Below are 22,584 nucleotides of genomic sequence, written 5' to 3' on the forward strand. Positions count from 1 at the left end.
CGGGAGCGCCTGACCCGTCGGCGGCGTAGCGGATGTCGATGATCGCGAACGCTGCGTGGCAGGAACGCCGCCGGTCGTGTGTTGAGGGCCCGCAGAGCGGTTGCCGCCAGGAGGGCTTGGTCGCCAGCAAGCTGGCTCCTACGTCCCCTACGGCGCGGACGCCGCCGTAGGAGTGAGCTTGCTCGCGAACGGATCGTGGTCGCGCCGTATCGCTGACCGCGCCCTCAGGGCTTGCTGCTGGCCGGGGTCTCGGTCTTCTTCTCGGCAGGCTTGCTCTCTGCCGGCTTGCTGTCGGCGGGCTTGGCCGCGCCGCCCTCGCCGGCCAGGTTGCGCTTCTTGTCGCCGTCCTTCTTGAAGTCGGTCTCGTACCAGCCGCCGCCGGCCAGGCGGAACTGCGGGGCGGTGAGCTGGCGGCGCACCTGCGGCTCGCCGCAGGCCGGGCACTGGGCCGGATCCGCGTCGGACAGCTTCTGCAGGCGGTCGAAGGTGTGGCCGCAGGCGGCGCATTCGAAGGCGTAGATCGGCATGGCGGACGAGGTTGCGAAAGACAGGCCGGCATTCTGGAGGCAAGTGGCGGTTTTTCAAGCCTTTCGGGCGTTCAGGCGCAAACGGATCGACTTGCCGGTTCGGAGGGGGCCAGGGCAGCGCGGCTGCGGGCTCGCCATTGGGCGATGGAGCGCGCGAAACCAACGCTGCGCAATCCGTCTCGCGTGAAGCGTCGCACCGATGGATTCGCGCCTTCGCGGGAATGACGAGCATCAGCGACGACGTCTTCGCTGACGTTCGACATCCTTCAGGACCCCGTCGTCCCGGCGAAGGCCGGGACCCAGGCAATCAAGCCTCGCAGCCGGGGCGAAAGGCCCACTCCACCGTCATTCCAGCGAAAGCTGGAATCCACTTTGATCTTCACTACGGCAGACCAGGCGGCAAGTCACAGCGCAGCGCTTCAGTGCACCGGCGGTTCTGCGCCACTTCTTCGTTGCCCCTCACCCCAACCCCTCTCCCGATGGGAGAAGGGCGAGCCCGTCATCCCGGCGAAGGCCGGCATCCAGGCCATCAAGCCGTCCGCAGGCGATGCAACGGAAACACTCTTGCGTTCGTCATTCCAGCGAACGCTGGAATCCACTTTGATCTAACCTTCAACGCTGCGTAGTCCGTCCAGCGTGAAGCATCGGACCGATGGATTCGCGGGAATGACGGACATCAGCGACCGCACCTCGAACGCACGCAGCACCGCCCGGTGAAGCGCGCGACGGCAGCATGGTGCGCCTACGCGTCGTACAAGCCCAGCAACGCCTCTTCGGCTTCCGCCAGTTCCGCCGCGATCCGTTCGCGGTGTTTCGACAACGCCACCGCATCGGTGCCGCCGCCGGCATAGCGGTCGGGATCGGCCAGGTCCATGTCGAGCGTGTGCAGCTTCGATTCCAGTTCGGCCACGCGTGCTTCGGCCTGAGCCAGCTTGTGTGCGTTGACCTTCGGTCCTTTCGACGCCGGCTTGGCGGGCGCGGCAGCGACCGGCGCGGGCTTGGCCTTCTCCTTCTCCGCCGAGGACTCGCGGGTGCGCAGCCATACGGCGTAGGCGTCCAGGTCGCCGTCGAAAGGCTGCGCGACGCCATCGGCCACGCGCCAGAACGTGTCGCAGACCAGGCCGATCAGGTGGCGGTCGTGCGAGACCAGCACGATCGCGCCGTCGAAGTCGCTGAGTGCCTCGGCCAGGGCCTCGCGCATGTCCAGGTCGAGGTGGTTGGTGGGTTCGTCGAGCAGCAGCACGTTGGGCTTGCGCCACGCGATCAACGCCAGCGCCAGGCGGGCGCGCTCGCCACCGGAGAATCCGTCCACCGACTCGAACGCGCGATCGCCCGGGAAGTTCCACTTGCCCAGGAAGTCGCGCAGCTGCTGCGTGGCCACGCCCGGCGCGATCTTGGCCAGGTGGTCGATGGGCGTGCTGCCTTCCTGCAGCGACTCGACCGTGTGCTGGGCGAAGTAGCCGATGCGCAGGTCCGGGTGGCCGCCGCGCTCGCCGGTGAGCAGCGGGATCTCGCCCACCAGCGACTTCACCAGCGTGGACTTGCCGGCGCCGTTGGGGCCCAGCAGCGCGACGCGGTCGCCGGCCTCCAGCACGAAGCGCACGTCGTGCAGCACCGTGTGCTGGCCGTAGCCGCAGTCGGCGTCGGTCAGGCGCAGCAGCGCGTGCGGCAGCTTGTCCGGCGCGGGGAAGTCGATACGCAGCGCGCGCTCGATGCGGACCGCCTCGGTGCCGGCCAGCTTGGCCAGGCGCTTCATGCGGCTCTGCGCCTGCTTGGCCTTGCTGGCCTTGGCCTTGAAGCGGTCGATGAAGCTCTGCAGGTGCGCTCGCTCGGCCTGCTCCTTCTCGAACGCGATCTGCTGCTGGCGCAACTGCTCGGCGCGCTGGCGCTCGAACGCGGTGTAGTCGCCGGTGTACAGCCTGGCCTTGCCGTCGTTGAGGTGCAGCGTGTGCGTGGACACGCCGTCCAGGAATTCGCGGTCGTGCGAGATCAGCAGCAGCGTGCCGGGGTACTTCAGCAGCCACTGCTCCAGCCACAGCACGGCGTCGAGGTCGAGGTGGTTGGTCGGCTCGTCCAGCAGCAGCAGGTCGGACGGCGTCATCAGCGCGCGTGCCAAGTTCAGGCGCACGCGCCAGCCGCCGGAAAATTCCTTCACCGTGCGCTCGTGCGTGTCCGGCGAGAAGCCGAGGCCGTGCATCAGCTTGCCGGCGCGCGCGGTGGCGTCGTAGCCGCCCAGTTCCTCCAGCCGGTGGTGCGCCTCGGCCACGGCTTCCCAGTCCTCGCGCGCCATCGCATCGCGCTCCATGGCGATGGCCGCGTGCACCGCGGCATCGCCCGACAGCACGAAGTCCAGCGCCGGATCGTCCAGGGCCGGCGTCTCCTGCGCGACGCTGGCGATGCGCACGCGCGACGGCACGTCGATGTCGCCCTGGTCGGCTTCCACCTCGCCCTGAATGGCGGCGAACAGCGACGACTTGCCCGTGCCGTTGCGGCCGATCACGCCCACGCGCCACCCGGCGTGCAGCGCGAGGTCGACATTGGACAGCAGCAGGCGCTCGCCCCGGCGAAGGGCGAAATTGCGGAAGGAGATCACGGTGGGAGGCTGCGCGAGGCAGTGGGCTGAAGCGGCCCGCCAGTCTATCGGGAGACGGTACCGTTTGTTAAGAAACTGTTGACAACGGCGGCGCGCACCTGTTACTCGGAGAGCCATCCGCCACAAACGGCAAAGTTTTCAGAGCGTTATCGCAGAACCCCTCCCCAGCCCTCTCAGCCAGGAGCCGTCGATGATCCGCCTCTCCCCGCTCGCCGCCGCCGTCGTACTCGCCCTTGCCGCCGCGCCCGCGCTCTCGCAGGAACCAGCCCCCGCGCCGGCCTCGACTCCGCGCACCCTCGACACCCTGATCGTCACCGGCACCCGGGTGTCCACCCGCACGGTGGCGCAGTCGCAGTCGCCGATCGACGTGATCACCCCGGAAGCGCTGCAGGCCACCGGCACCACCGAACTGGCGACCGCGCTGTCGCGCGCGGTGCCCTCGCTGAACTTCCCGCGGCCGGCGATCAGCGACGGCACCAACGCGGTGCGCCCGGCGCAGTTGCGCGGCCTCGACCCGGGCCAGGTGCTGGTGCTGGTCAACGGCAAGCGCTACCACGGCACCGCGCTGGTCAACCTCAACGGCACCCAGGGCCGCGGCTCCTCGCCGGCCGACCTCAACACCATTCCGATCGCCGCGGTCCAGCGCGTGGAAGTGCTGCGCGACGGCGCCTCGGCGCAGTACGGCTCGGACGCGATCGCCGGCGTGATCAACGTCGTGCTCAAGGGCAGCGCCGAAGGCGGCAGCGTCGGACTGACCGGCGGCAAGTACAGCGCCGGAGACGGCGAACAGGCACAGCTGGACGGCAACGCCGGCTTCGCGCTGGGCGAAACCGGCGCCCTGCACCTGGCCGCGCAGGTCGGCCACCAGGACTACACGGATCGCGCGCGGCCCTGGGTGTTCGGCCCCGGCACCACCACCAACACGTCCAACGTGCCCAACAACAGCGACAACCACACGCCGCTGGGCCAGGTGGTGCAGCGCTGGGGCGATCCGGAAGTCGACTACAACGCGGTCTCCGCCAACGCCGACTTCAGCCCGGCCGAGGCGGTCAACTTCTACGGCTACGGCATCGCCAGCCGGCGCGACGTGCTGTCCAACGGCTTCTATCGAAACGCCAACAACAACCGCAACGTCCTGGCGATCTACCCCAACGGCTTCCTGCCGCTGATCCGCAACATCGCCGAGGACGGCGCGCTGGTGCTCGGCGTGAAGGGCGAAACCGCCGGCGGCTGGAACGTCGACCTGTCGTACAACTACGGCGTCAGCCAGCTCAGCTTCGGCGTCGAGGACAGCCTCAACCGCAGCTTCGGCGCGGCCTCGCCGACGCAGTTCCATTCCGGCGCGCTGGAATACAGCCAGAACCTGCTCAACCTCGACGTCAACAAGCTGCTCGAAGCCGGCGAGACGACCATGACGCTGGCCTTCGGCGCCGAATGGAAGGGCGAGAAATTCAACCAGAGCCCGGGCGACTTCCACTCGTGGGCCAACGGCGGCGAGCTGCTCAACGGCAGCCCGACGGCGTCGGGTGCGCAGGTGTTCCCGGGCTTCAAGCCGTCCGACGCCGGCCACTTCAACCGCGAAAGCTACGGCGTGTACGCGTCGCTGGAAGCGGAGTTCAACGAGCAGTTCTCCGCCGGCATCGCCGTGCGCAGCGAGGACTACAGCGACTTCGGCAGCGAGACCACCGGCAAGCTGTCGGGCCGCTTCGCGCCCAACGAGCAGTTCGCGATCCGCGCCACCGTCTCCACCGGCTTCCACGCGCCGACGCTGCAGCAGCAGTTCTTCCAGTCCACCGCGACCAACTTCATCGGCGGGCAGCCGTTCGACATCCGCACCTTCCGCGTCAACGACCCGGCGGCGATCGCGCTGGGCGCCGAACCGCTGAAGGCCGAAACCTCCAACAACTACAGCCTCGGCCTGGTGCTGACGCCCATCGACAAGCTGTACATCACCGTCGACGCCTACCTGATCGACATCGACGACCGCATCCTGCTGTCGGAGAACCTGACTTCGACCGCGGTACGCAACTACCTCAACGCCAACGTCGAAGCGAGCCTGGGCGGCGGTCGCTACTTCACCAACGCGGTCGACACGCGCACCAAGGGCGTGGACATCATCGGCACCTACTCGTTCGACCTCGCCGGTGGCGTGCTCGACACGACCGTGGCCTACAACTACAACAAGACCACGATCGAGCGGATCGCCGACAACCCACCGTCGCTGATGGCCATCGACCCCACCGCGGTGCGCTTCGGCCGCGTCGAGATCGGCCGCCTCACCGATGGTTCGCCGCGCGACAAGTTCCAGCTCGGCGGCAACTACCGGCTGGGCAACTGGGGCTTCAATGCCACGGCCACGCGCTACGGCGAATTCACCGTGCTGTTCGGTGCCACGCCGACGCCGGCGAACATCGCCCGCGACCAGACCTTCGACGCGCAATGGACGCTCGACCTGTCGGGCAGCTACGAGTTCGACAACTGGGAATTCACCCTCGGCGCCGACAACGTGCTGAACGAGTATCCGGACGAGGTGATCTACGCCAACTCGACCAACGGCCAGATCCCCTACAGCGCCAGCTCGCCGGCTGGCTTCAACGGCGCCTACGTGTACGGGAAGGTCGGCTACAAGTGGTGAGATCCGCCATCGCCGCGGATGAAGAACGCCTCCGGATGCGGAGGCGTTCCTTTCCGTCACCTGCGTCCGGTCCAATGGCGGTGTAGCTGGTCGGGCGCGCCACGATCACGGCATTCGAAATCGCTCGCATCGCGCGCCGGACCGATCGGTGGTCTGGACCATGCATCGCATCCGATGCGATGGCGACCGGAGATCGCCTCGGATTCCACGCCATTCAGCTTGACCCTCATCGCGTCCACAGGACCTGCGCTGCGCACCTGTTCCAATCGGTGCATTCGCGGTGAGGGATGCACGCGCAGGTTGCATCAGCCTGCCTCGGCCCACATCCTGAACCGGTTACCGTCCCTGGAGAGCCGATGCATCACACGTCACTGATCGCGATCCTGGTGGCCGGCTTCGTGCTGGCCTTCATCTTCGGCGCGCTCGCGCAGCGCCTGCGTCTGTCGCCGCTGGTCGGCTATCTGATAGCGGGCGTGATCGCGGGGCCGTTCACGCCGGGGTTCGTCGGCGATCAGACACTGGCACCGCAACTGGCGGAAATCGGCGTGATCCTGCTGATGTTCGGCGTGGGCCTGCATTTCTCGCTGAAGGACCTGCTGGACGTGAAGGCCATCGCAGTGCCCGGCGCGGTGGCGCAGATCGGGCTGGCGACGGCGCTGGGCTGGGGCATGGCGCTGCTGCTGGGCTGGTCGCACGGTGCCGGCCTGGTGTTCGGCCTGTCGCTGTCGGTCGCCAGTACCGTGGTGCTGCTGCGCGCGCTGGAGGAACGCCGGCTGGTCGAGACCGGCCGCGGGCGCATCGCGGTCGGCTGGCTGATCGTCGAGGACCTGGCGATGGTGCTGGCGCTGGTGCTGCTGCCCGCGCTGGCCGGCCTGCTCAAGGGCGATGCGGCCAATGCGGTCGACGTGTGGGAAGCGCTGTTCAAGACCTTCGCCAAGGTCGGCGCGTTCGTCGCGGTGATGCTGATCGTCGGCCGCCGCGTGATTCCGTGGATCCTCGAACGCGTGGCGGGCACCGGCTCGCGCGAGTTGTTCACGCTGTGCGTGCTGGCCATCGCGCTGGGCGTGGCGTTCGGGTCGGCGGCGATGTTCGGCGTGTCGTTCGCGCTGGGCGCGTTCTTCGCCGGCATGCTGCTCAACGAATCGGAATTCAGCCACCAGGCCGCCAACGAGACCCTGCCGCTGCGCGATGCGTTCGCGGTGCTGTTCTTCGTCTCGGTCGGCATGCTGTTCGACCCGGCCATCCTGATCAAGCAGCCGCTGCAGGTGCTGGCGACGTTCCTGATCATCGTGTTCGGCAAGTCGCTGGCGGCGTATGCGATCGTCCGTGCGTTCGGCAAGCCCAATTCCACCGCGCTGCTGATCTCGGCCAGCCTGGCGCAGATCGGCGAGTTCTCCTTCATCCTGGCGGGACTGGGCATGAGCCTGGAAATCCTGCCGAAGGAAGGCCAGGACCTGATCCTCGCCGGCGCGTTGCTGTCGATCATCGTCAATCCGCTGCTGTTCGCGTGGCTGGACCGCCGCGAAGCGCGCGAGGCGAAGGAGCGCGAGCTGGAGCAGGAGGAACACATCTACCCGCCCATCCCGCCCGACCTGCGCGACCACGTGATCCAGATCGGGTACGGCCGCGTCGGCAGCGAACTGGGCCGCCTGCTGCGCGACCGCGGCGTGGGGCTGGTGGTGATCGACGGCGAGGAGGACCTGGTCGATCGCGCGCGTGGGGCGGGCATTTCCGCGATCCGCGGCAACGCGGCCAACGAGCGCGTGCTGCGCGAGGCCGCGCCCGAACGCGCGCACACGGTGATGGTGGCGATTCCCAACGCGCTCGAAGCCGGCGAGATCATCGCCAAGCTGCGCGAGATCAATCCGGCGCTGACCATCGTCGCGCGCGCCCACAGCGATGCCGAGGTGAAGCATCTGCTGGAGCACGGCGCCGACGGCGCGGTGATGGCCGAGCGCGAACTCGCCCACAGCCTGGCCGAGATGGTCATGGCCACCCCGCCCTACCGCGGCGAGCGGCACCTGCCGCCCGCGACCGCCTGACACGACCGCATGGACACCAACGACAACGCACCGCTGCCGCAGCTCAGCCCCGTCGAGGCGCGCATCGTCGCCTCGCTGATGGAGAAGGAAGCCACCACGCCCGACAGTTACCCGCTCACGCTCAACGCCATCGTGCTGGCCTGCAACCAGAAGACCGCGCGCGAGCCGACGATGGACCTGGAACCCGGCGAGGTGGGCCATGCGTTGCGGCAGCTGGAGGTGCGCGGCTGGGTGAAGTCGCAGCACGGTTCGCGCGCCGAGCGCTACGCGCACCGGCTGGAGGCCATGTTGAGCCTGACCCGTGCGCAGGCTGCGCTGCTCGCGCTGCTGATGCTGCGCGGTCCGCAGACGGCGCACGAACTGCTCGCCCGCAGCGAGCGCCTGGCGCAGTTCAATGGCGTGGACGACGTGCAGTACGCGCTGGATCGCCTGTCGCAGCGCACGCCGCCGCTGGTTGTCGCACTGCCGCGGCAACCGGGCCAGCGCGGCGATCGCTACGCGCACCTGCTCGGCGGCGAGCCGGACATCACCGAAAGCCCGGTCGCCGCCAGCGGTGGCAGTTCGACCAGCCTGGCCGAGCGCGTCGCCGCGCTGGAGCAGCGCATGGCCGAACTGGAAGCGCGACTGGCCGCACGCGAGGGCTGAGGTTCAGGCCAGCGCCAGCACGACCAGCGCGGCGGCTTCCGACATTTCGATCAGCGCACCGGTGGTGTCACCGGTGATGCCGCCGATGCGGCGTATGCACGCACGCCGCCACAGCACGAACACGCCGAATACGCACGCCGCTGCGATGGCGCCGTGCACGCCCGCCGCGACGCACGCGGACACGCCCAGCGCGATCGTGCCCAGGCACGCACTGCGTGGCGCATCGGACAATCCGCTGCCCAGGCCACCGGCACGCACATACGGCGTCGTGACGAAGGCAGCCGTTGCCGCCACGCGCGCAAGCAGCGGCGCGATCCACAGCGACGACCACGCTGCGGCGGGCAGGCTTGCCAGCGCCGCGAACTTCAGCAGCAGCACCAGCACGACCGCGGTGACGCCCGCCGGGCCGCTGCGCGGATCCTTCATGATTTCCAGCGTGCGCGTGCGGCTGGTGGCGGGATCGGCGCCCATGCCGCCGATCCATGCATCGGCGCTGTCCGCCAGCCCGTCCAGATGCAGCGCGCCGGTCAGCGCGACCCAGGCCAGCAGCATCAGTGCGGCCGCGAGCATCGGGCGATCGGATGGCAGCGCCCACGCGAGCGCGCCCAGCAGCAGCCCGATCAGCGCGCCCACCAGCGGGTACCACGCCAGCGAATGACGGCGCGCACGCGCATCGTCGAACACGCCCGTCGGCACCGGAATGCGGGTGAGGAAGCCGACCGCGACGAGCAGCCCGCCGATCATGCGCCGGCCGCCTCCCGCACGTGCCATTGCAGAGGATGCAGCGAAGCGTGCGGCACGTCGATGCCGGCCATGTCGCCGAAGTCGCGTCGCTCGGCGATGCAGCGCAACAGCCGGATCGCACCGCCGTGCGTGACCACCAGCACGCGCTGCGCCCGCGCGTGTTGCGCGATGTCGTCGAGCGCAGCAGACAGGCGCGTACGGAACTGCGCGAACGTCTCCGCGCCCGGCGGCGGATGCGCGACGGGATCGGCCCAGAAGCGCCCGAGCGCATCGCCCTGTTCGTCGGCAAGCGTTTCGATCGGCACGCCCTGCCACTCGCCGAAGTGGTACTCGGCCAGGCGCGCATCCAGCCGCAGCGTCAGCCGTCGCGATTGCGCCAGCTCCTGCGCGAACAGGGCGCAGCGCTGCAGCGTCGACGACACGACCGCATCCCAGCGCCCGCCTGCGACCGACGCGCGCAGCTGCGACCAGCCCAGCTCGCTCAACGGGTCATCCAGTCGACCCCGGTAGCTGCGCTGCCCGGTATCGCCATGGCGCAGCAGATCGATGCGGACCATGTCAGACGCCGGCCCGGGTCGAGGTCGACACGCCGGCCTGTGCGAACGTCGCCATCCCGCCATGCAGCGCGCAGGCCAGGCGTAACAGCGGCACGGCGACCGCCGCGCCACTCGCCTCGCCCAGGCGCATGCCCAGGTCCAGCAGCGGCCGTGCCTGCAATGCGTCCAGCAGGCGTGCATGGCCGCGCTCCTGCGAACGGTGCGCAAACAGCAGCCAGTCGCGCACGCCGGGATTGATGCGCACCGCGGCCAGGGCCGCCACCGTGGTGATGAAGCCATCGACCAGCACCGGCACGCGCGACTGCGCGGCGGCGATGAAGGCGCCCGTCAACGCGGCGATCTCGAAGCCGCCCAGGCAGCGCAGCTGTTCCAGCGCGTCGGTCGCATCGGCATGGCGCTGCAGCGCGCGGGCGATCACCGCGGCCTTGTGCGCCACGCCGGCCTCGTCCAGGCCTGTCCCGGCACCGGCGAGCAGCCCCGGGCCTTCGTCCAGCAGCGCGCAGGCCAGCGCGCTGGCAACGGTGGTGTTGGCAATGCCCATCTCGCCACCGATGAACAGGTCCGCGCCGCTTTCGAGCGCCTGTTCGACACGCGATGCACCGGTGCCCAGCGCCGTTTCGAGTTGCGCGCGCGTCATCGCGGGGACGTGGCACAAGTTGCCGCTGGATGGCGCGATCACGGCGCGCAGCACGCCCGGGATTTCGCCGGGGTCGTTCACCGTGCCCAGGTTGACCACGTCGAGCGTCGCGCCCAGCGAGCGCGCGAGCACGCTGATCGCGGCGCCGCCGGTGCCGAAGTTGCGCACCATCTCCCCGGTCACCGCCTGCGGAAACGCGGACACGCCTTCCTCGGCGACACCGTGATCGGCCGCGAACACGCTGATCCACACGCGCTCCAGCTTCGGGCACTCGGAGGCCTGCAACGAGGCCAGCCGCACCGCAAGATCCTCCAGTTGTCCGAGCGATCCGGGCGGCTTGGTCAGGTTGCGCTGGCGCGCACATGCGGCACTCGCGCTGGCGGCATCGGGCGACGCACACGGCTGCGTCCACCATTCGTTGGTCATGCGGAAGTGTCCTTGAGGGTAAGCGGCAGGCCCGCCGCGACGAACAGCACGCGCTCGCAGCGCTGCGCGAGCATCTGGTGGAGCCGACCCGCTTCGTCGACGAAGCGCCGCGTCAGTTCGCCCATCGGCACGACGCCCAGGCCGACCTCGTTGCTTACCAGCAGGATCTCGCCGGGCAGCGCCGGCAGGGTTTCAAGCAGCGCGTAGCGTTCGCGCTCGAACCGCGCTTCGTCGCCGTACGCCAGCAGGTTGCTCAGCCACAGCGTCAGGCAGTCCACCAGGACGCAGCGCTCGTCGCGAGCGTGCTCGCGCAGCACGCCCGCCAGTGCGAGCGGCTCCTCGATGCACGACCAGTGCGACGGCCGCCGCTCGCGATGGTGCGCGATGCGTGCGGCCATCTCGCCGTCTCCGGGCTGCGCGGTAGCGACATACACGACCTCGCGCCCGCACTCGCCGGCAATGCGTTCGGCCAGGGCGCTCTTGCCGGAGCGCGCACCGCCCAGGATCAACTGGCGCATGCGGCCTCCGCTGCATCGTCCAGTTGCAGCAGGCGCAGCAGCGCGCCGGTGTCCAGGTGCGCCTCCACGGCGTCCGCCAGCCGATCGATCGATGCTTCGCGCAGCGCATGCACATCGACCGCGTCCGCGTCGTGCAGGCCGGCCCAGCGCAGCAACGCGGCCAGCGCCTCGGGCTGATCGAACACGCCGTGCAGATAGGTGCCCATAACCTGTCCATCCGGCGACATCGCGCCATCGACGCACCCGTCGTCGAGGAGAACGGACGGCGACTGCAGCGCAGGACCTTCGCTGATGCCGCAGTGGATCTCGTAACCGCGCACCGGCGCATCCGCGAGCGCCAGGCGCCCGCGCACGTTGCGCAGCTGCTTGTGCGGTGCGAGCGTGGTCTGCAGATCCAGCCAGCCGAATCCCTCGCTGGAGCCCGCTTCGCCCTCGATGCCGAGTGGGTCGTGCACGGCGCGACCGAGCATCTGCAGCCCGCCACAGATGCCGATGACCTTGCCGCCGTAACGCAAATGGCGCGCAAGCGCCTCGGTCCAGCCGTTCTCACGCAACCAGGCGACGTCGGCACGCGTCGACTTGCTGCCGGGCAGCACGACCAGGTCGCAGGGCGACAGCGATTCGCCGGGCCCGACGAACACGCACTCGACCTGTGGATGTGCACGCAGCGCATCGAAATCGGTGTGGTTGCTGATGCGCGGCAGCGCCGGCACGGCGACGCGCAGCCTGGCGTCCGGCCGGACCTCGCGATGACGCGGCAGCGCGTCCTCGGCTTCCAGCTGCAAGCCATGCAGGTACGGCATCACGCCCAGCACCGGCCGACCGGTTTCGCGTTCCAGCCAGTCCAGTCCCGGCTGCAGCAGCGAAAGGTCGCCGCGGAACCGGTTGATGACGAAGCCCGCCACGCGTGCGCGTTCACTGTCGGACAGCAGCGCCAGCGTGCCCACCAGATGCGCGAACACGCCGCCGCGGTCGATGTCGGCGACCAGGATCACCGGGCAGTCCACGGCCTCGGCATAGCCCATGTTGGCGATGTCGTTGGCACGCAGGTTGATCTCCGCCGGGCTGCCCGCGCCTTCGACGATGACCGCCGCGTACGCGTCACACAGGCGCGCATGCGAGGCCAGCACGGCCTCGCGCGCGATGCGCTTGTAGTCGTGGTACGCGCGTGCGTCCAGGTTCGCCACCGCGCGGCCATGCACGATCACCTGCGCGCCGGTGTCGCTGTTGGGTTTGAGCAGCACCGGGTTGAAGTCGGTATGCGGCGCAAGCCCGCAGGCCTGCGCCTGCACCGCCTGCGCGCGGCCGATCTCGCCACCGTCCACCGTCACCGCGGAATTCAGCGCCATGTTCTGCGGCTTGAACGGCACCACCCGCACGCCGCGCCGATGCAGCCAGCGGCACAGCGCGGCCGCCAGCGTGCTCTTGCCGGCGTCGGAGGTGCAGCCCTGCACCATCAGTACGCGTGCCGTCATGCCGTCGCCTCCGCCAGCGCCGCATCCAGCCGCGCGAACGCCGCATCGTCTGGCGGCAGGCCAAAGCGCAGGCTGGAGGGTTCATCGAACAATCGCGTGAGGATGCCGCGCTTCGCCAGTGCGTCGTGCAGTTGCGTGGCGCGGTCATCGCATCGCCACTGGAAGAACGCGCAGCCTGCCGTGGGCGCGAGGTCGCGGCATTCGAGCAATGCGCGCAGGCGCCCGGCGCACGCGGCGAGCCGCTCGCGTTGTGTCGCATGCCATGCATGATCGGCCAGCGCATGCCGCAGCACATACCGGGCCGGACCGGCCAGCGTCCAGGGCCCGAGTAGTTCGCGCATCGCATCGATCAGTGCAGGTGCGGCGCAGACGAAGCCCGCGCGCGCGCCAGCCAAGCCGAAGAACTTGCCGGCCGAACGCAGCACCACCAGTCCATCGCGAGCGCTGTGCGGGCCCAGGCTCTGCAAGGGAGTGGCGTCCATGAAGGCTTCGTCGACCACCAGCCATCCGCCGCGGCGCGCCAGTGCTTCGTGCAGCGCCAGCAGCGCGTCGCCTTCGAAGCGGTCTCCGCCGGGGTTGTTGGGATGGATCAGCACGATCACGTCGAAGCGTTCGTGGTCCGCCAGCAGCCGATCCGCCGGCAGCGTTTCCACCGCATGCCCGGCGCGCGACCACGCATGCGCATGCTCGGCATAGCCGGGCGCGATCACGCCGACGCGTCCGGGCGCGCGCAGGCGCGGCAACGCCTGGATCGCCGCCTGCGAACCCGCGACCGGCAGCACGTGCGGCGCCCCGTAGTAGGCGCATGCGGCTTCGATCAGCCCGTCGTCGTCCTCGGGCAGCCGGTGCCAGGCCGATGCGGGCACGTCCGGTACCGGCCACGCGAACGGACTGATGCCGGTGGACAGGTCGAGCCATCGCGCGGGCTCGATGCCGTAATGCCGCGCAGCGCGCAGCAGGCGGCCGCCGTGCTCAAGCATGCGCGATACCTCCGAACACCCACGCGACAATGGCGATGGCCAGCCACAGCAGGATGCCATTGCGCACCAGCCGCAGGGCGGCGCCGATCGCGTCCGCGTCCGGTGCGCGGCCTTCCCCGAGCACCGGCCGTGGTTCCCACTCACCGTGATAGGGCGCGGGTCCGCCGAGCTGCACGCGCAGCGCGCCCGCACCGGCCGCCATGACAGGACCCGCGTTCGGGCTGTCCCATTGCGGGGCCTGCGATCGCCAGCAGCGCCACGCGCGCGACGTGTCGCCCAGCAACGCATAGGTGAACGCGGTGAGTCGCGATGGAATGAAGTTGAGCGCGTCGTCGATGCGCGCCGCCGCCCAGCCGAAGCGTTCGTACCGCGGCGTGCGATAGCCCCACATCGCATCCAGCGTGTTCGCCAGCCGGTACAGCACGACGCCGGGCGCGCCGAGCAGGACGAACCAGAACAGCGCGCCGAACACCGCATCGCTGCCGTTCTCGAGCACCGACTCGGTCGCCGCGGCGGCCACCTGCGATGCATCGAGCGCGGCAGTGTCGCGACTGACCATGCGCGAGACCGCAATGCGCGCGGCGGACAGGTCGCCGCCACGCAGCGGTGCTTCGACCGCTCGGGCGTGTTCGCCCAGGCTGCGATGTCCGAGCGCCAGGTACAGCACCGCCGCGGCGAATGCCGCCGCGGCCCACGGCGACCACGATGCCAGCAGCCGCGACAGCAGTGCCGTCGCCAGCACGGGCGGCAGCACCGCCAGGCACCACGCCACCAGACCGGACATGCGCCGTTCACGATGCAGGCGTGCCTCGATGGCCCGCGCCAGCCGGCCGAACGCCACCAGCGGATGCGCGCGTCGCGGCTCGCCCAGCACGGCGTCCAGGCCCATTCCGGCCAGCATCGCCAAGGCGCTCACGGACGGAACAACCGCGTTGCGGCCGTCGGATTGGACGGGAAGTAGAAGTGCACGAAGCTGGCGGTCATGCGTGCCTGCCGGTACACCGCCTCCACGCTGGGCCCACCGTTCGGGTTGCGTGCACTCGCGAGCGCGGTGCTCTCGATGTGCGCCTTCGCGTAGTGGAAGGTGTGTCCGCGCATGGCGCCTTCGGGCAGGTCGACCGCCTGCAGGCCGAGGGCGGCAAGCCGCGTCTGCATCGTGGCCTCGCCGTGCAGCAGGCCGGCCATCGGTGCACGCACGCCCTCGCGGTCGGTCAGCGCATCGAGTGCGAACAGCATGCCGCCGCATTCGGCCAGCAGCGGCTTGCCGGCGTCGCGGTGCGCACGCAGGGCTGCATGCAGGTCACCGCGCGTCGCGAGCGTCTGCAGATGCAACTCCGGATAGCCACCCGGCAGCCACGCCGCGTCGCATTCCGGCAATGCATCGCCGGCCAGAGGCGAGAAGAACTTCAGTTGCGCACCGGCCTCGCGCAGCAGGTCGAGGTTGGCCGCGTACAGGAAGCAGAACGCCGCATCGCGTGCCACGGCGATGCGCATGCCGTGCAGATCGCGCGGCACTTCGGGTGGAGATGCCGGCGCGAATGCCATGGGCGGCGGCAATTCGGTCGATGCGTGGGTGGACCACGCATCGGCCAGTGCATCCAGCCGCGCGTCGATATCGGACAGTTCACTGGCGGATACGAGGCCCAGGTGGCGCTCGGGCAGCGCGAGCGCCGCATCACGTGGCAGTGCGCCCAGCCAGTGCAGGCCGGTCGGCAGGCTGTCGCGCAGCAGCGTGGCGTGATGCGCGCTGCCGATGCGGTTGGCGGCCACGCCGTGCACCTTCAGATCTTCGCGATAGCGGGCCAGGCCCGTGGCCACGGCACCGAAGGTCTGCGCCATGGCCGAGCCATCGATCACGGCTAGCACCGGCAAACCAAGCGCCCGCGCCAGATCCGCGCTCGACGGCGAGCCGTCGAAGAGTCCCATCACGCCTTCGACCAGGATCAGGTCGGCCTCGCCGGCGGCCGCGTGCAGGCGTGCACGCACGTCGGCTTCGCCCGTCATCCACAGGTCGAGCTGGTACACCGGTGCGCCACTGGCGCGCTCCAGCACCATCGGATCGAGGAAGTCCGGGCCCGTCTTGAACACACGCACGCGGCGTCCCTGGCGGGTGTGCCAGCGCGCGAGCGCGGCGGTCACGCTGGTCTTGCCCTGTCCGGAGGCGGGCGCCGATACCAGCAGGGCGGGACAGTGATGCGTGCGCATGCTCGTCGTCCGATGCGGTTACAGCTCGATGCCGTGCTGCGCCTTGATGCCGGCCTTGAACGCGTGCTTCACCACGCGCATCTCGGTGACGGTGTCGGCCGCTTCGACCAGCGCATCCGGCGCACCACGTCCGGTGATCACCACGTGCTGGCGCGGTGGACGTGACGCCAGCGCCACCAGCAGTGCCTCCAGCGAAACGTACTCCTTCGCCAGCGCGATGTTGAGTTCGTCCAGCAGCACGAAGTCGTAGGCCGCGTCGCCCAGCATGCGCGCGGCGACATCCCACGCCGCCGCGGCCTTGCCGGTGTCTCGGTCGCGGTCCTGGGTCTCCCAGGTGTAGCCCTCGCCCATCACGTGGTAGTCGACCAGATCGTCGAAGCGGCGAAAGAACGCCTCCTCACCGGTGGAGAAACTGCCCTTGATGAACTGCACCACGCCGCAGCGGAATCCATGGCCCAGCGAGCGCGCGAGCATGCCGAAACCCGACGAGCTCTTGCCCTTGCCGTTGCCGGTGTTCACCACGACCACGCCGCGGTCGATGGTCGCACGTGCGATGCGGCGCTCGACCAGCTCCTTCTTGCGCTGCGCGCGCTCGCGGTAATGCTCGTCCTCGCTGAGTCCGCGACGCTCGCTGCCGCGGCTCATGCCGGCACGCTCCGCCGCGCGTTCACGCGCGCCGCCATGCCCAGCCAGGCGGAGCGCAGCACGAACGCCACGCCGACGTAACCGGCCAGCGTGCCCAGCGCGCGCGGGTAGTAGTGCGGAATCCGCGCGATGAAGCCCGACAGCGTCGGCTCGGCATACCGGCCCGAGAAGAACCAGAAGCCACCCTTCGACAGCAGGTAGGCGACCGATGCCGTCACCAGCAGCACCAGCGCGAGGCGCGGCACGGTCGACCATGCATCGCGGTGCAGTCCGCGATACATGTGGCCGCCCAGCCACAGCGTGGCGTACGCCAGCGCCAGCGCCCAGTACGCGGGCGACAGGCACCAGTCGGTGATCGTGCCGCTGGCCAGGCTGGCGAAGTCCAGCAGCGACGACAGCACGAAGAACAGCGGCAAGGCCCACATCGGGCGCAGCAGCGCACCGGCCAGGAAGAACACCGCCCACGAAGCGCTGGGCAGCGCATCGACGCTGGCGAAATGCTGGCCGCGCGTGCAGATCATCAGCGCGGCAAGCGCGGTGCCGACGAGCACCTGCATGCGCGCGGAAGCCAGCGGCAGCGCCGGCGTTGAAGCGTCGATTCGGGTCAGGCTCATGTGCGTGCTCCTTCAGCGGACGGCAGCGGACAGGCGACCGCGCAGCGACCACGCGGCGAGCGCGTGCATCGCCAGTGCGGCGGCGACATAGGTCATGGTGGTGCGCACGAACAGCGGTCCCCATTGCCAGGCGCGCGCGACGTACTCGGCGAAATGCGGGTTCTCATAACGTCCGCCCAGCCAGTAGAACGCGCCGTTGGAAATGGCGAACGACAGCGTCGCGCAGGCCATCGCCACCGCGAACGCACCCAGCATCGGCTGCCATGCGGCCCGCATGCGCGTCGAGTACCAGCGTCCGCCGTACCACAGCACCGCATATGCCGGCAGCAGGAACGAGTACGCCGACGTCACACAGAAATCGCTGACACCGGCAATCTCAATCGACACCCAGTCGACGACCACCGCCAGCACCAGGAAACCGGCGAACTGCCAGTGCCTGCGCAGGTACAGGCCACCGAGGAAGAACAGCGCCATCGACGCATCGGGCAGGTGCAGCACCGTGCCGAAGTGGTGGGAGCGGGTGGCGACCATCAGCGCGGCGAACGCGGCGAACAGACCCAGGCTGGCGTTTCGGGACAGGGTTTTCATCGGCGACCTCGTGGTGGGAAGCGTCCGCTCAGCGGACGACGGGTTGGTAACGCAAGGTCACCAGCCAGGTGCGGCCCGGCTGGTTGTAAAGCGCGGCGGTCTCGTAGCGCTTGTCGAACACGTTGTCGACCGAGGCCTGCACGCTCCATGCGTCGCTGAAGGCGAAGCCGGCACGCAGGTCGGCCAGCCCGTAACCGGCCAGACGCGTGGTGTTGGTCAGGTTGTCGTAGCGCTCGCCCGCACCGGTGACGCTGGCGCCGACGCTGAAACGCCCGAAGCGACGGTCGGCATCGACGCGTCCGCTGCGCCTGGCACGGCGCGGCAGCACGTTGTCGTGGTTGGCGTTGTCGCCGTCGTTGCGCGGATCCAGCCACGTCAGGCTGGTGCGCAGGTCCCAGCCGGCCAGTTCCGTGCCGACGACCGCCTCCACGCCTTGGATGCGCGCACGGTCGATGTTGTTGGGCGCGCCGAAATCGCCCAGGCTCGAATCGAAGGCGATCATGTCGTCGATCTCCGTGTCGAACGCGTTGACCGACCACGTGCCCCAGCCGTGCTCGCCACGCAGTCCCAGCTCGACGCTGCGCGAGGTCTCCGGACCGAGCGCGGGATTGCCGTAGCCCGGGAAGTACAGTTCGTTGAAGGTCGGCGCCTTGAACGCGGTGCCGTAGCTGGCACTCAGCCGCAGGGCATCCGTGAAGTTCCAGCCCCACAGCACGCTGCCGGTGGTCTGGCCGCCGAACTGGCTGTCGTCGTCGCGGCGCACGCTGGCCTGCAGCGACTGCGCACCGAAATCCTGCTGCCATTGGCCGAAGGCACCGCGGTTGATGCGGCGGTCGCGTTCGTAATCGGTGTTGCTGTCGACCTCGTCGTGCAGCCAGTCGAAGCCGAGCGTCAGCAGCCCCGGCCCAATGCCCAGGTCGGCCTGCAGCGAGGCGACTTCGCGCCGGGTGTCGAACGTGGACGAATACACGCCGCGCAGGTAGTTGTCGCTGAGGTCGGCGCTGGTGCCGGCGCCGGCAGTGAATTTCACGCGGTTTGTCGGCGCATAGCGCACACGACCGCCGACCACCTGCTGCACGATGTCGGCCACGTCGTTCGCGCTGCCGTCGTACTCGTTGCGGCCCTCGGCGCGGAACGCGCGCAGGTCCGCGTCCCACTGCTCGCTGAAGCGATAGCCGCCCTGCAGCGTCAGCGACGTGTTGCGGTAGCCGTCCCGGTCGGGATCGAAGTTGCGCGTGCCGCGATAGGCGTTGATGCCGTCGGTGTCCTGGTGCGCGGCGTTGATGGCGTACCAGCCACCGCGTTGCGCATCGGACCCGCGACCGCCGATGCCCGCCGATACGCGCTGCGTGTTCTGGCTGCCCACGCCGATGCTGGCGTTGGGAGAAAACGCACCATGCGGCTTGCGCGTGAAGATCTGGATGACGCCGCCGATGGCTTCGGAGCCGTACAGGCTGGAGAACGGGCCGCGCACGATCTCGATGCGCTCGACCTGTTCAGCCGGGATGTCCTGCAGCGATGCGCCGCCGCTGGTGGCGGAACCGAGCTTGATGCCGTCCACTAGCACCAGCACGTGGTCGGATTCGGTGCCGCGCAGGAACACCGACGTCGCCTTGCCCGGCCCGCCGTTGTTGGCCAGCGAGATGCCCGCGCGCCCGCTCAGCAGGCCGGCGACGGAGGCCGGCTGCAGGCGCTCGATTTCGGCACGGTCGATGACGGTGATCGCGGCGAGCGTCTGGTCCTGCGTCTGCACGGTGCGCGCGGCGGTGACGACGACCTGGTCCAGGTCGGTAGCTGCCGCGTCGGCGAAGGCCGGCGTTGCGGCGGAGAGCGAAAGCAGCAGTACGGAAGACGACAGCGACGCCGCCAGCGCGCGGCGACGGAACAACCGGAATTGCGGATGCACGAACACACTCCTTGGCCGCGCCTGCCCGCGCGGGATCGTTGTTGGAGGACAGGCGGAAGGAGGGAGTGATGACGGCGCACGGCAGGACCATGGCCGCATGACATCGCCCACCGCATGTCACGTCGCACCAGGGCCGGTCTCCGGGCTCGCGAGCGAAGTCGGCCGTCTCGACCTTCTTCCGGTCCGCGCCTTCCCATGCGTGAGCACAGTGGCTGCGTGCGGACCTTGTCTCGCCTACCGTTGCGGGGGCAGCTCCGGAATTGCCGCGCGTGCATGCACGAAGGGCGCACCGGATTCCCGTTTCAACCGCCGGACGAGCCGGCGGTCACCATGGGCAGGCGAAGTCTAGCAGCAGTGCGCCGGCGCGCACGACGACGCGATATGGCGATCGGCCATGAGCGGTGCGCTGCGGGAATGACGTCGGCGCTTGTGTCGCCTGCGGGGTTCGTGTCACGCGCGCGTTGCGCGTACCCCCTCTTCCGCCCTTCGGGCACCTTCTCCCACGAGGGGAGAAGGAACACCGCGCTCTGGTTGAGACAGAGGCAGCGAAGACGCGAACGTGCGCTGTGCCCGCGTGAGCCGTTGACGAATCCCTCCTCTCCCCTTGCGGGAGAGGGACAGACCACCGCAGGCGGTCAGGGAGAGGGGTTGGGCGTTGGAATCGCCGGTGCACATGCCATCGTCGACGGATGTGCATCGAGATCTTCCGGCACCTTCCACGCGCGACGAGCGCGCAGGCGGAAGCCCATCTTCCCAATGAAAAAGCCCGCCATCAGGCGGGCCTTTCCATAATCCATGCAACTCAACGCGCATCAGGACTTGCGGAACACCAGTTGCCCGCCTTCCGCGTCCACGCGCACCGTGTCGCCGTTGACGAATTCGCCCGACAGGATCTTCGAGGCGAGCGGGTTTTCCAGTTGCTGCTGGATCGCACGCTTGAGCGGACGTGCGCCGTACACCGGGTCGAAGCCGACGTTGCCCAGCAGGGAAAGCGCATCGTCGGACAGGTCGAGCTTCAGGCCACGCTCGGCCATGCGCTTCTCCAGGCCTGCGATCTGGATGCGGGCGATCTGGCGGATCTGCGACTTGTCCAGCGGGTGGAACACCACGATGTCGTCGAGCCGGTTGATGAACTCCGGACGGAAGTGCGCCTGCACCACGCCCATCACCGCCGCCTTCATCTGCAGGTAGGCCTGCGGTGAATCGTCGCCCGACAGTTCCTGGATCTGGTGCGAGCCGAGGTTGGACGTCATCACGATGACCGTGTTGCGGAAGTCCACCGTGCGGCCCTGGCCATCGGTAAGGCGGCCGTCGTCCAGCACCTGCAGCAGGATGTTGAACACGTCCGGATGCGCCTTCTCCACCTCGTCCAGCAGGATCACGCTGTACGGACGACGGCGCACGGCTTCGGTCAGGTATCCGCCTTCCTCGTAGCCGACATAGCCCGGAGGCGCGCCGACCAGGCGGCTCACCGAGTGCTTCTCCATGAACTCGCTCATGTCGATGCGCACCATCGCATCGGACGAGTCGAACAGGAACTCGGCCAGCGCCTTGCACAGCTCGGTCTTGCCCACGCCCGTGGGACCCAGGAACAGGAACGAACCGGACGGACGATTCGGATCGGCCAGGCCCGCGCGCGAGCGACGCACCGCATCGGACACGACCTTGATGGCTTCTTCCTGCCCGACCACGCGCGTGTGCAGGTGTTCCTCCATGCGCAGCAGCTTCTCGCGCTCGCCCTCGAGCATCTTGCTGACCGGAATGCCGGTCCAGCGCGACACCACCTCGGCGATCTCTTCCGCGGTCACCTTGTCCTGCAACAGGGTGAAGCCCTTGGTTTCGGCTTCCTGCGCGGCCCTGAGCTGCTTGTCGAGTTCCGGCAGGCGGCCGTACTGGATCTCGCTCATCTTCGCGAAATCCTGGCGACGCTGCGCCGCTTCCAGTTCGAGCTTGGCCTGCTCGATCTGCTCCTTGATCTTCGTCGCGCCCTGCAGCGTGGCCTTCTCGGCCTTCCACACCTCTTCCAGATCGTTGAACTCGCGCTCCAGTCGCGCGATCTCGTTTTCGAGATCGGCCAGGCGCTGCTTCGACGCGTCGTCCTTCTCCTTCTTCAACGCCTCGCGCTGGATCTTGAGCTGGATGAGGCGACGCTCCTTGCGGTCGAGTTCCTCAGGCTTGGAGTCGATCTCCATGCGGATGCGCGAGGCGGCCTCGTCCATCAGGTCGATGGCCTTGTCGGGCAGCTGGCGATCGCTGATGTAGCGATGCGACAGGGTTGCCGCGGCGACGATCGCCGGGTCGGTGATCTCCACGCCGTGGTGCACGGCGTACTTCTCCTTGAGCCCGCGCAGGATGGCGATGGTGTCCTCCACGCTGGGTTCGCCGACGAACACCTTCTGGAAGCGGCGCTCCAGCGCAGCGTCCTTCTCGATGTACTTGCGGTATTCGTCCAGCGTGGTCGCACCGATGCAGTGCAGCTCGCCGCGTGCAAGCGCCGGCTTCAGCATGTTGCCGGCATCCATCGCACCGTCGGCCTTGCCCGCGCCGACCATGGTATGCAGCTCATCGATGAACAGAATGATCTGGCCTTCGTTCTTGGCCAGGTCGTTGAGTACACCCTTCAGGCGCTCCTCGAATTCGCCGCGGAACTTGGCCCCAGCGATCAGCGCGCCCATGTCCAGCGACAGCACGCGCTTGCCGCGCAGGCCTTCGGGCACTTCGTCATTGATGATGCGCTGGGCGAGCCCTTCCACGATTGCGGTCTTGCCCACGCCGGGTTCGCCGATCAGCACCGGGTTGTTCTTGGTCCGGCGCTGCAGCACCTGGATCGTGCGACGGATTTCCTCG

General features: G+C 69.0%; 18 protein-coding genes and 1 riboswitch. Of the genes, 3 read left to right on the forward strand and 15 right to left on the reverse strand.

Translation table 11 applies throughout. From position 1 onward, the window contains the following. Positions 1-224 precede the first annotated feature (224 nt). Positions 225-527, reverse strand: a complete 303-nt coding sequence (locus VFE83_RS02205; RefSeq protein ID WP_324903236.1) for a zinc ribbon domain-containing protein — start codon at positions 525-527, stop codon at positions 225-227. A gap of 742 nt (positions 528-1,269) precedes the next feature. After that, complete coding sequence (locus VFE83_RS02210; protein ID WP_324903237.1) at positions 1,270-3,120, reverse strand: ABC-F family ATP-binding cassette domain-containing protein; 1,851 nt, start codon at positions 3,118-3,120, stop codon at positions 1,270-1,272. A gap of 190 nt (positions 3,121-3,310) precedes the next feature. On the opposite strand from VFE83_RS02210, the gene VFE83_RS02215 reads away from it, so the two are divergent. From VFE83_RS02215 to VFE83_RS02225, 3 genes are all read left to right on the forward strand, one after another. Next, positions 3,311-5,755, forward strand: coding sequence for a TonB-dependent receptor (locus VFE83_RS02215; protein ID WP_324903238.1), 2,445 nt, complete (start codon positions 3,311-3,313; stop codon positions 5,753-5,755). A gap of 356 nt (positions 5,756-6,111) precedes the next feature. Further along, positions 6,112-7,797 (forward strand): YbaL family putative K(+) efflux transporter, encoded by a 1,686-nt coding sequence (gene ybaL, locus VFE83_RS02220; protein WP_324903239.1) that lies wholly within the window; start codon positions 6,112-6,114, stop codon positions 7,795-7,797. A gap of 9 nt (positions 7,798-7,806) precedes the next feature. Further along, positions 7,807-8,442, forward strand: coding sequence for a YceH family protein (locus tag VFE83_RS02225; protein ID WP_324903240.1), 636 nt, complete (start codon positions 7,807-7,809; stop codon positions 8,440-8,442). A 3-nt stretch (positions 8,443-8,445) separates the two neighbouring features. On the opposite strand, the gene VFE83_RS02230 is transcribed toward VFE83_RS02225, so the two are convergent. The 13 genes from VFE83_RS02230 to clpB all read right to left on the reverse strand — a co-directional run. Then, positions 8,446-9,186: an adenosylcobinamide-GDP ribazoletransferase gene (locus VFE83_RS02230; protein WP_324903241.1), complete on the reverse strand. Its 741-nt coding sequence runs from the start codon at positions 9,184-9,186 to the stop codon at positions 8,446-8,448. After that, positions 9,183-9,743: a histidine phosphatase family protein gene (locus tag VFE83_RS02235; protein WP_324903242.1), complete on the reverse strand. Its 561-nt coding sequence runs from the start codon at positions 9,741-9,743 to the stop codon at positions 9,183-9,185. Before VFE83_RS02235 ends, VFE83_RS02230 begins: the two co-directional genes overlap by 4 nt. A gap of 1 nt (position 9,744) precedes the next feature. Then, positions 9,745-10,806 carry a nicotinate-nucleotide--dimethylbenzimidazole phosphoribosyltransferase gene (gene cobT / locus VFE83_RS02240; protein WP_324903243.1) on the reverse strand — a complete coding sequence of 354 codons (1,062 nt, stop codon included), beginning with the start codon at positions 10,804-10,806 and terminating at the stop codon, positions 9,745-9,747. Further along, the gene (cobU, locus tag VFE83_RS02245; protein WP_324903244.1) at positions 10,803-11,324 is read right to left on the reverse strand and encodes a bifunctional adenosylcobinamide kinase/adenosylcobinamide-phosphate guanylyltransferase; all 522 of its coding nucleotides are present in this window, start codon (positions 11,322-11,324) and stop codon (positions 10,803-10,805) included. The genes cobT and cobU overlap by 4 nt, the downstream gene beginning before the upstream one ends. Further along, a complete protein-coding gene (locus tag VFE83_RS02250; protein WP_324903245.1) occupies positions 11,312-12,799 on the reverse strand; it encodes a cobyric acid synthase in 1,488 nt (495 codons plus the stop codon). Before VFE83_RS02250 ends, cobU begins: the two co-directional genes overlap by 13 nt. Further along, the gene (cobD, locus tag VFE83_RS02255; protein WP_324903246.1) at positions 12,796-13,779 is read right to left on the reverse strand and encodes a threonine-phosphate decarboxylase CobD; all 984 of its coding nucleotides are present in this window, start codon (positions 13,777-13,779) and stop codon (positions 12,796-12,798) included. The genes VFE83_RS02250 and cobD overlap by 4 nt, the downstream gene beginning before the upstream one ends. Then, positions 13,772-14,680, reverse strand: coding sequence for an adenosylcobinamide-phosphate synthase CbiB (gene cbiB, locus VFE83_RS02260; RefSeq protein ID WP_324903253.1), 909 nt, complete (start codon positions 14,678-14,680; stop codon positions 13,772-13,774). The genes cobD and cbiB overlap by 8 nt, the downstream gene beginning before the upstream one ends. An 11-nt stretch (positions 14,681-14,691) precedes the next feature. After that, complete coding sequence (locus tag VFE83_RS02265; RefSeq protein ID WP_324903247.1) at positions 14,692-15,984, reverse strand: cobyrinate a,c-diamide synthase; 1,293 nt, start codon at positions 15,982-15,984, stop codon at positions 14,692-14,694. Between the two features lie 18 nt (positions 15,985-16,002). Continuing rightward, a complete protein-coding gene (gene cobO / locus VFE83_RS02270; protein ID WP_324903248.1) occupies positions 16,003-16,629 on the reverse strand; it encodes a cob(I)yrinic acid a,c-diamide adenosyltransferase in 627 nt (208 codons plus the stop codon). Then, positions 16,626-17,186 carry a hypothetical protein gene (locus VFE83_RS02275; protein ID WP_324903254.1) on the reverse strand — a complete coding sequence of 187 codons (561 nt, stop codon included), beginning with the start codon at positions 17,184-17,186 and terminating at the stop codon, positions 16,626-16,628. The genes cobO and VFE83_RS02275 overlap by 4 nt, the downstream gene beginning before the upstream one ends. A 69-nt stretch (positions 17,187-17,255) precedes the next feature. Then, positions 17,256-17,831, reverse strand: coding sequence for a hypothetical protein (locus VFE83_RS02280; RefSeq protein ID WP_324903249.1), 576 nt, complete (start codon positions 17,829-17,831; stop codon positions 17,256-17,258). 28 nt (positions 17,832-17,859) lie between these two features. Continuing rightward, positions 17,860-19,719, reverse strand: coding sequence for a TonB-dependent vitamin B12 receptor (btuB, locus tag VFE83_RS02285; RefSeq protein WP_414674672.1), 1,860 nt, complete (start codon positions 19,717-19,719; stop codon positions 17,860-17,862). 132 nt (positions 19,720-19,851) lie between these two features. Further along, positions 19,852-20,085, reverse strand: a riboswitch (cobalamin riboswitch). Between the two features lie 464 nt (positions 20,086-20,549). After that, positions 20,550-22,584 (reverse strand): ATP-dependent chaperone ClpB (gene clpB / locus VFE83_RS02290; RefSeq protein WP_324903251.1); only part of this gene is annotated, 2,035 nt, incomplete at its 5' end.

This window comes from Lysobacter sp., assembly GCF_035655815.1.
Lineage (GTDB): Bacteria > Pseudomonadota > Gammaproteobacteria > Xanthomonadales > Xanthomonadaceae > Lysobacter_J.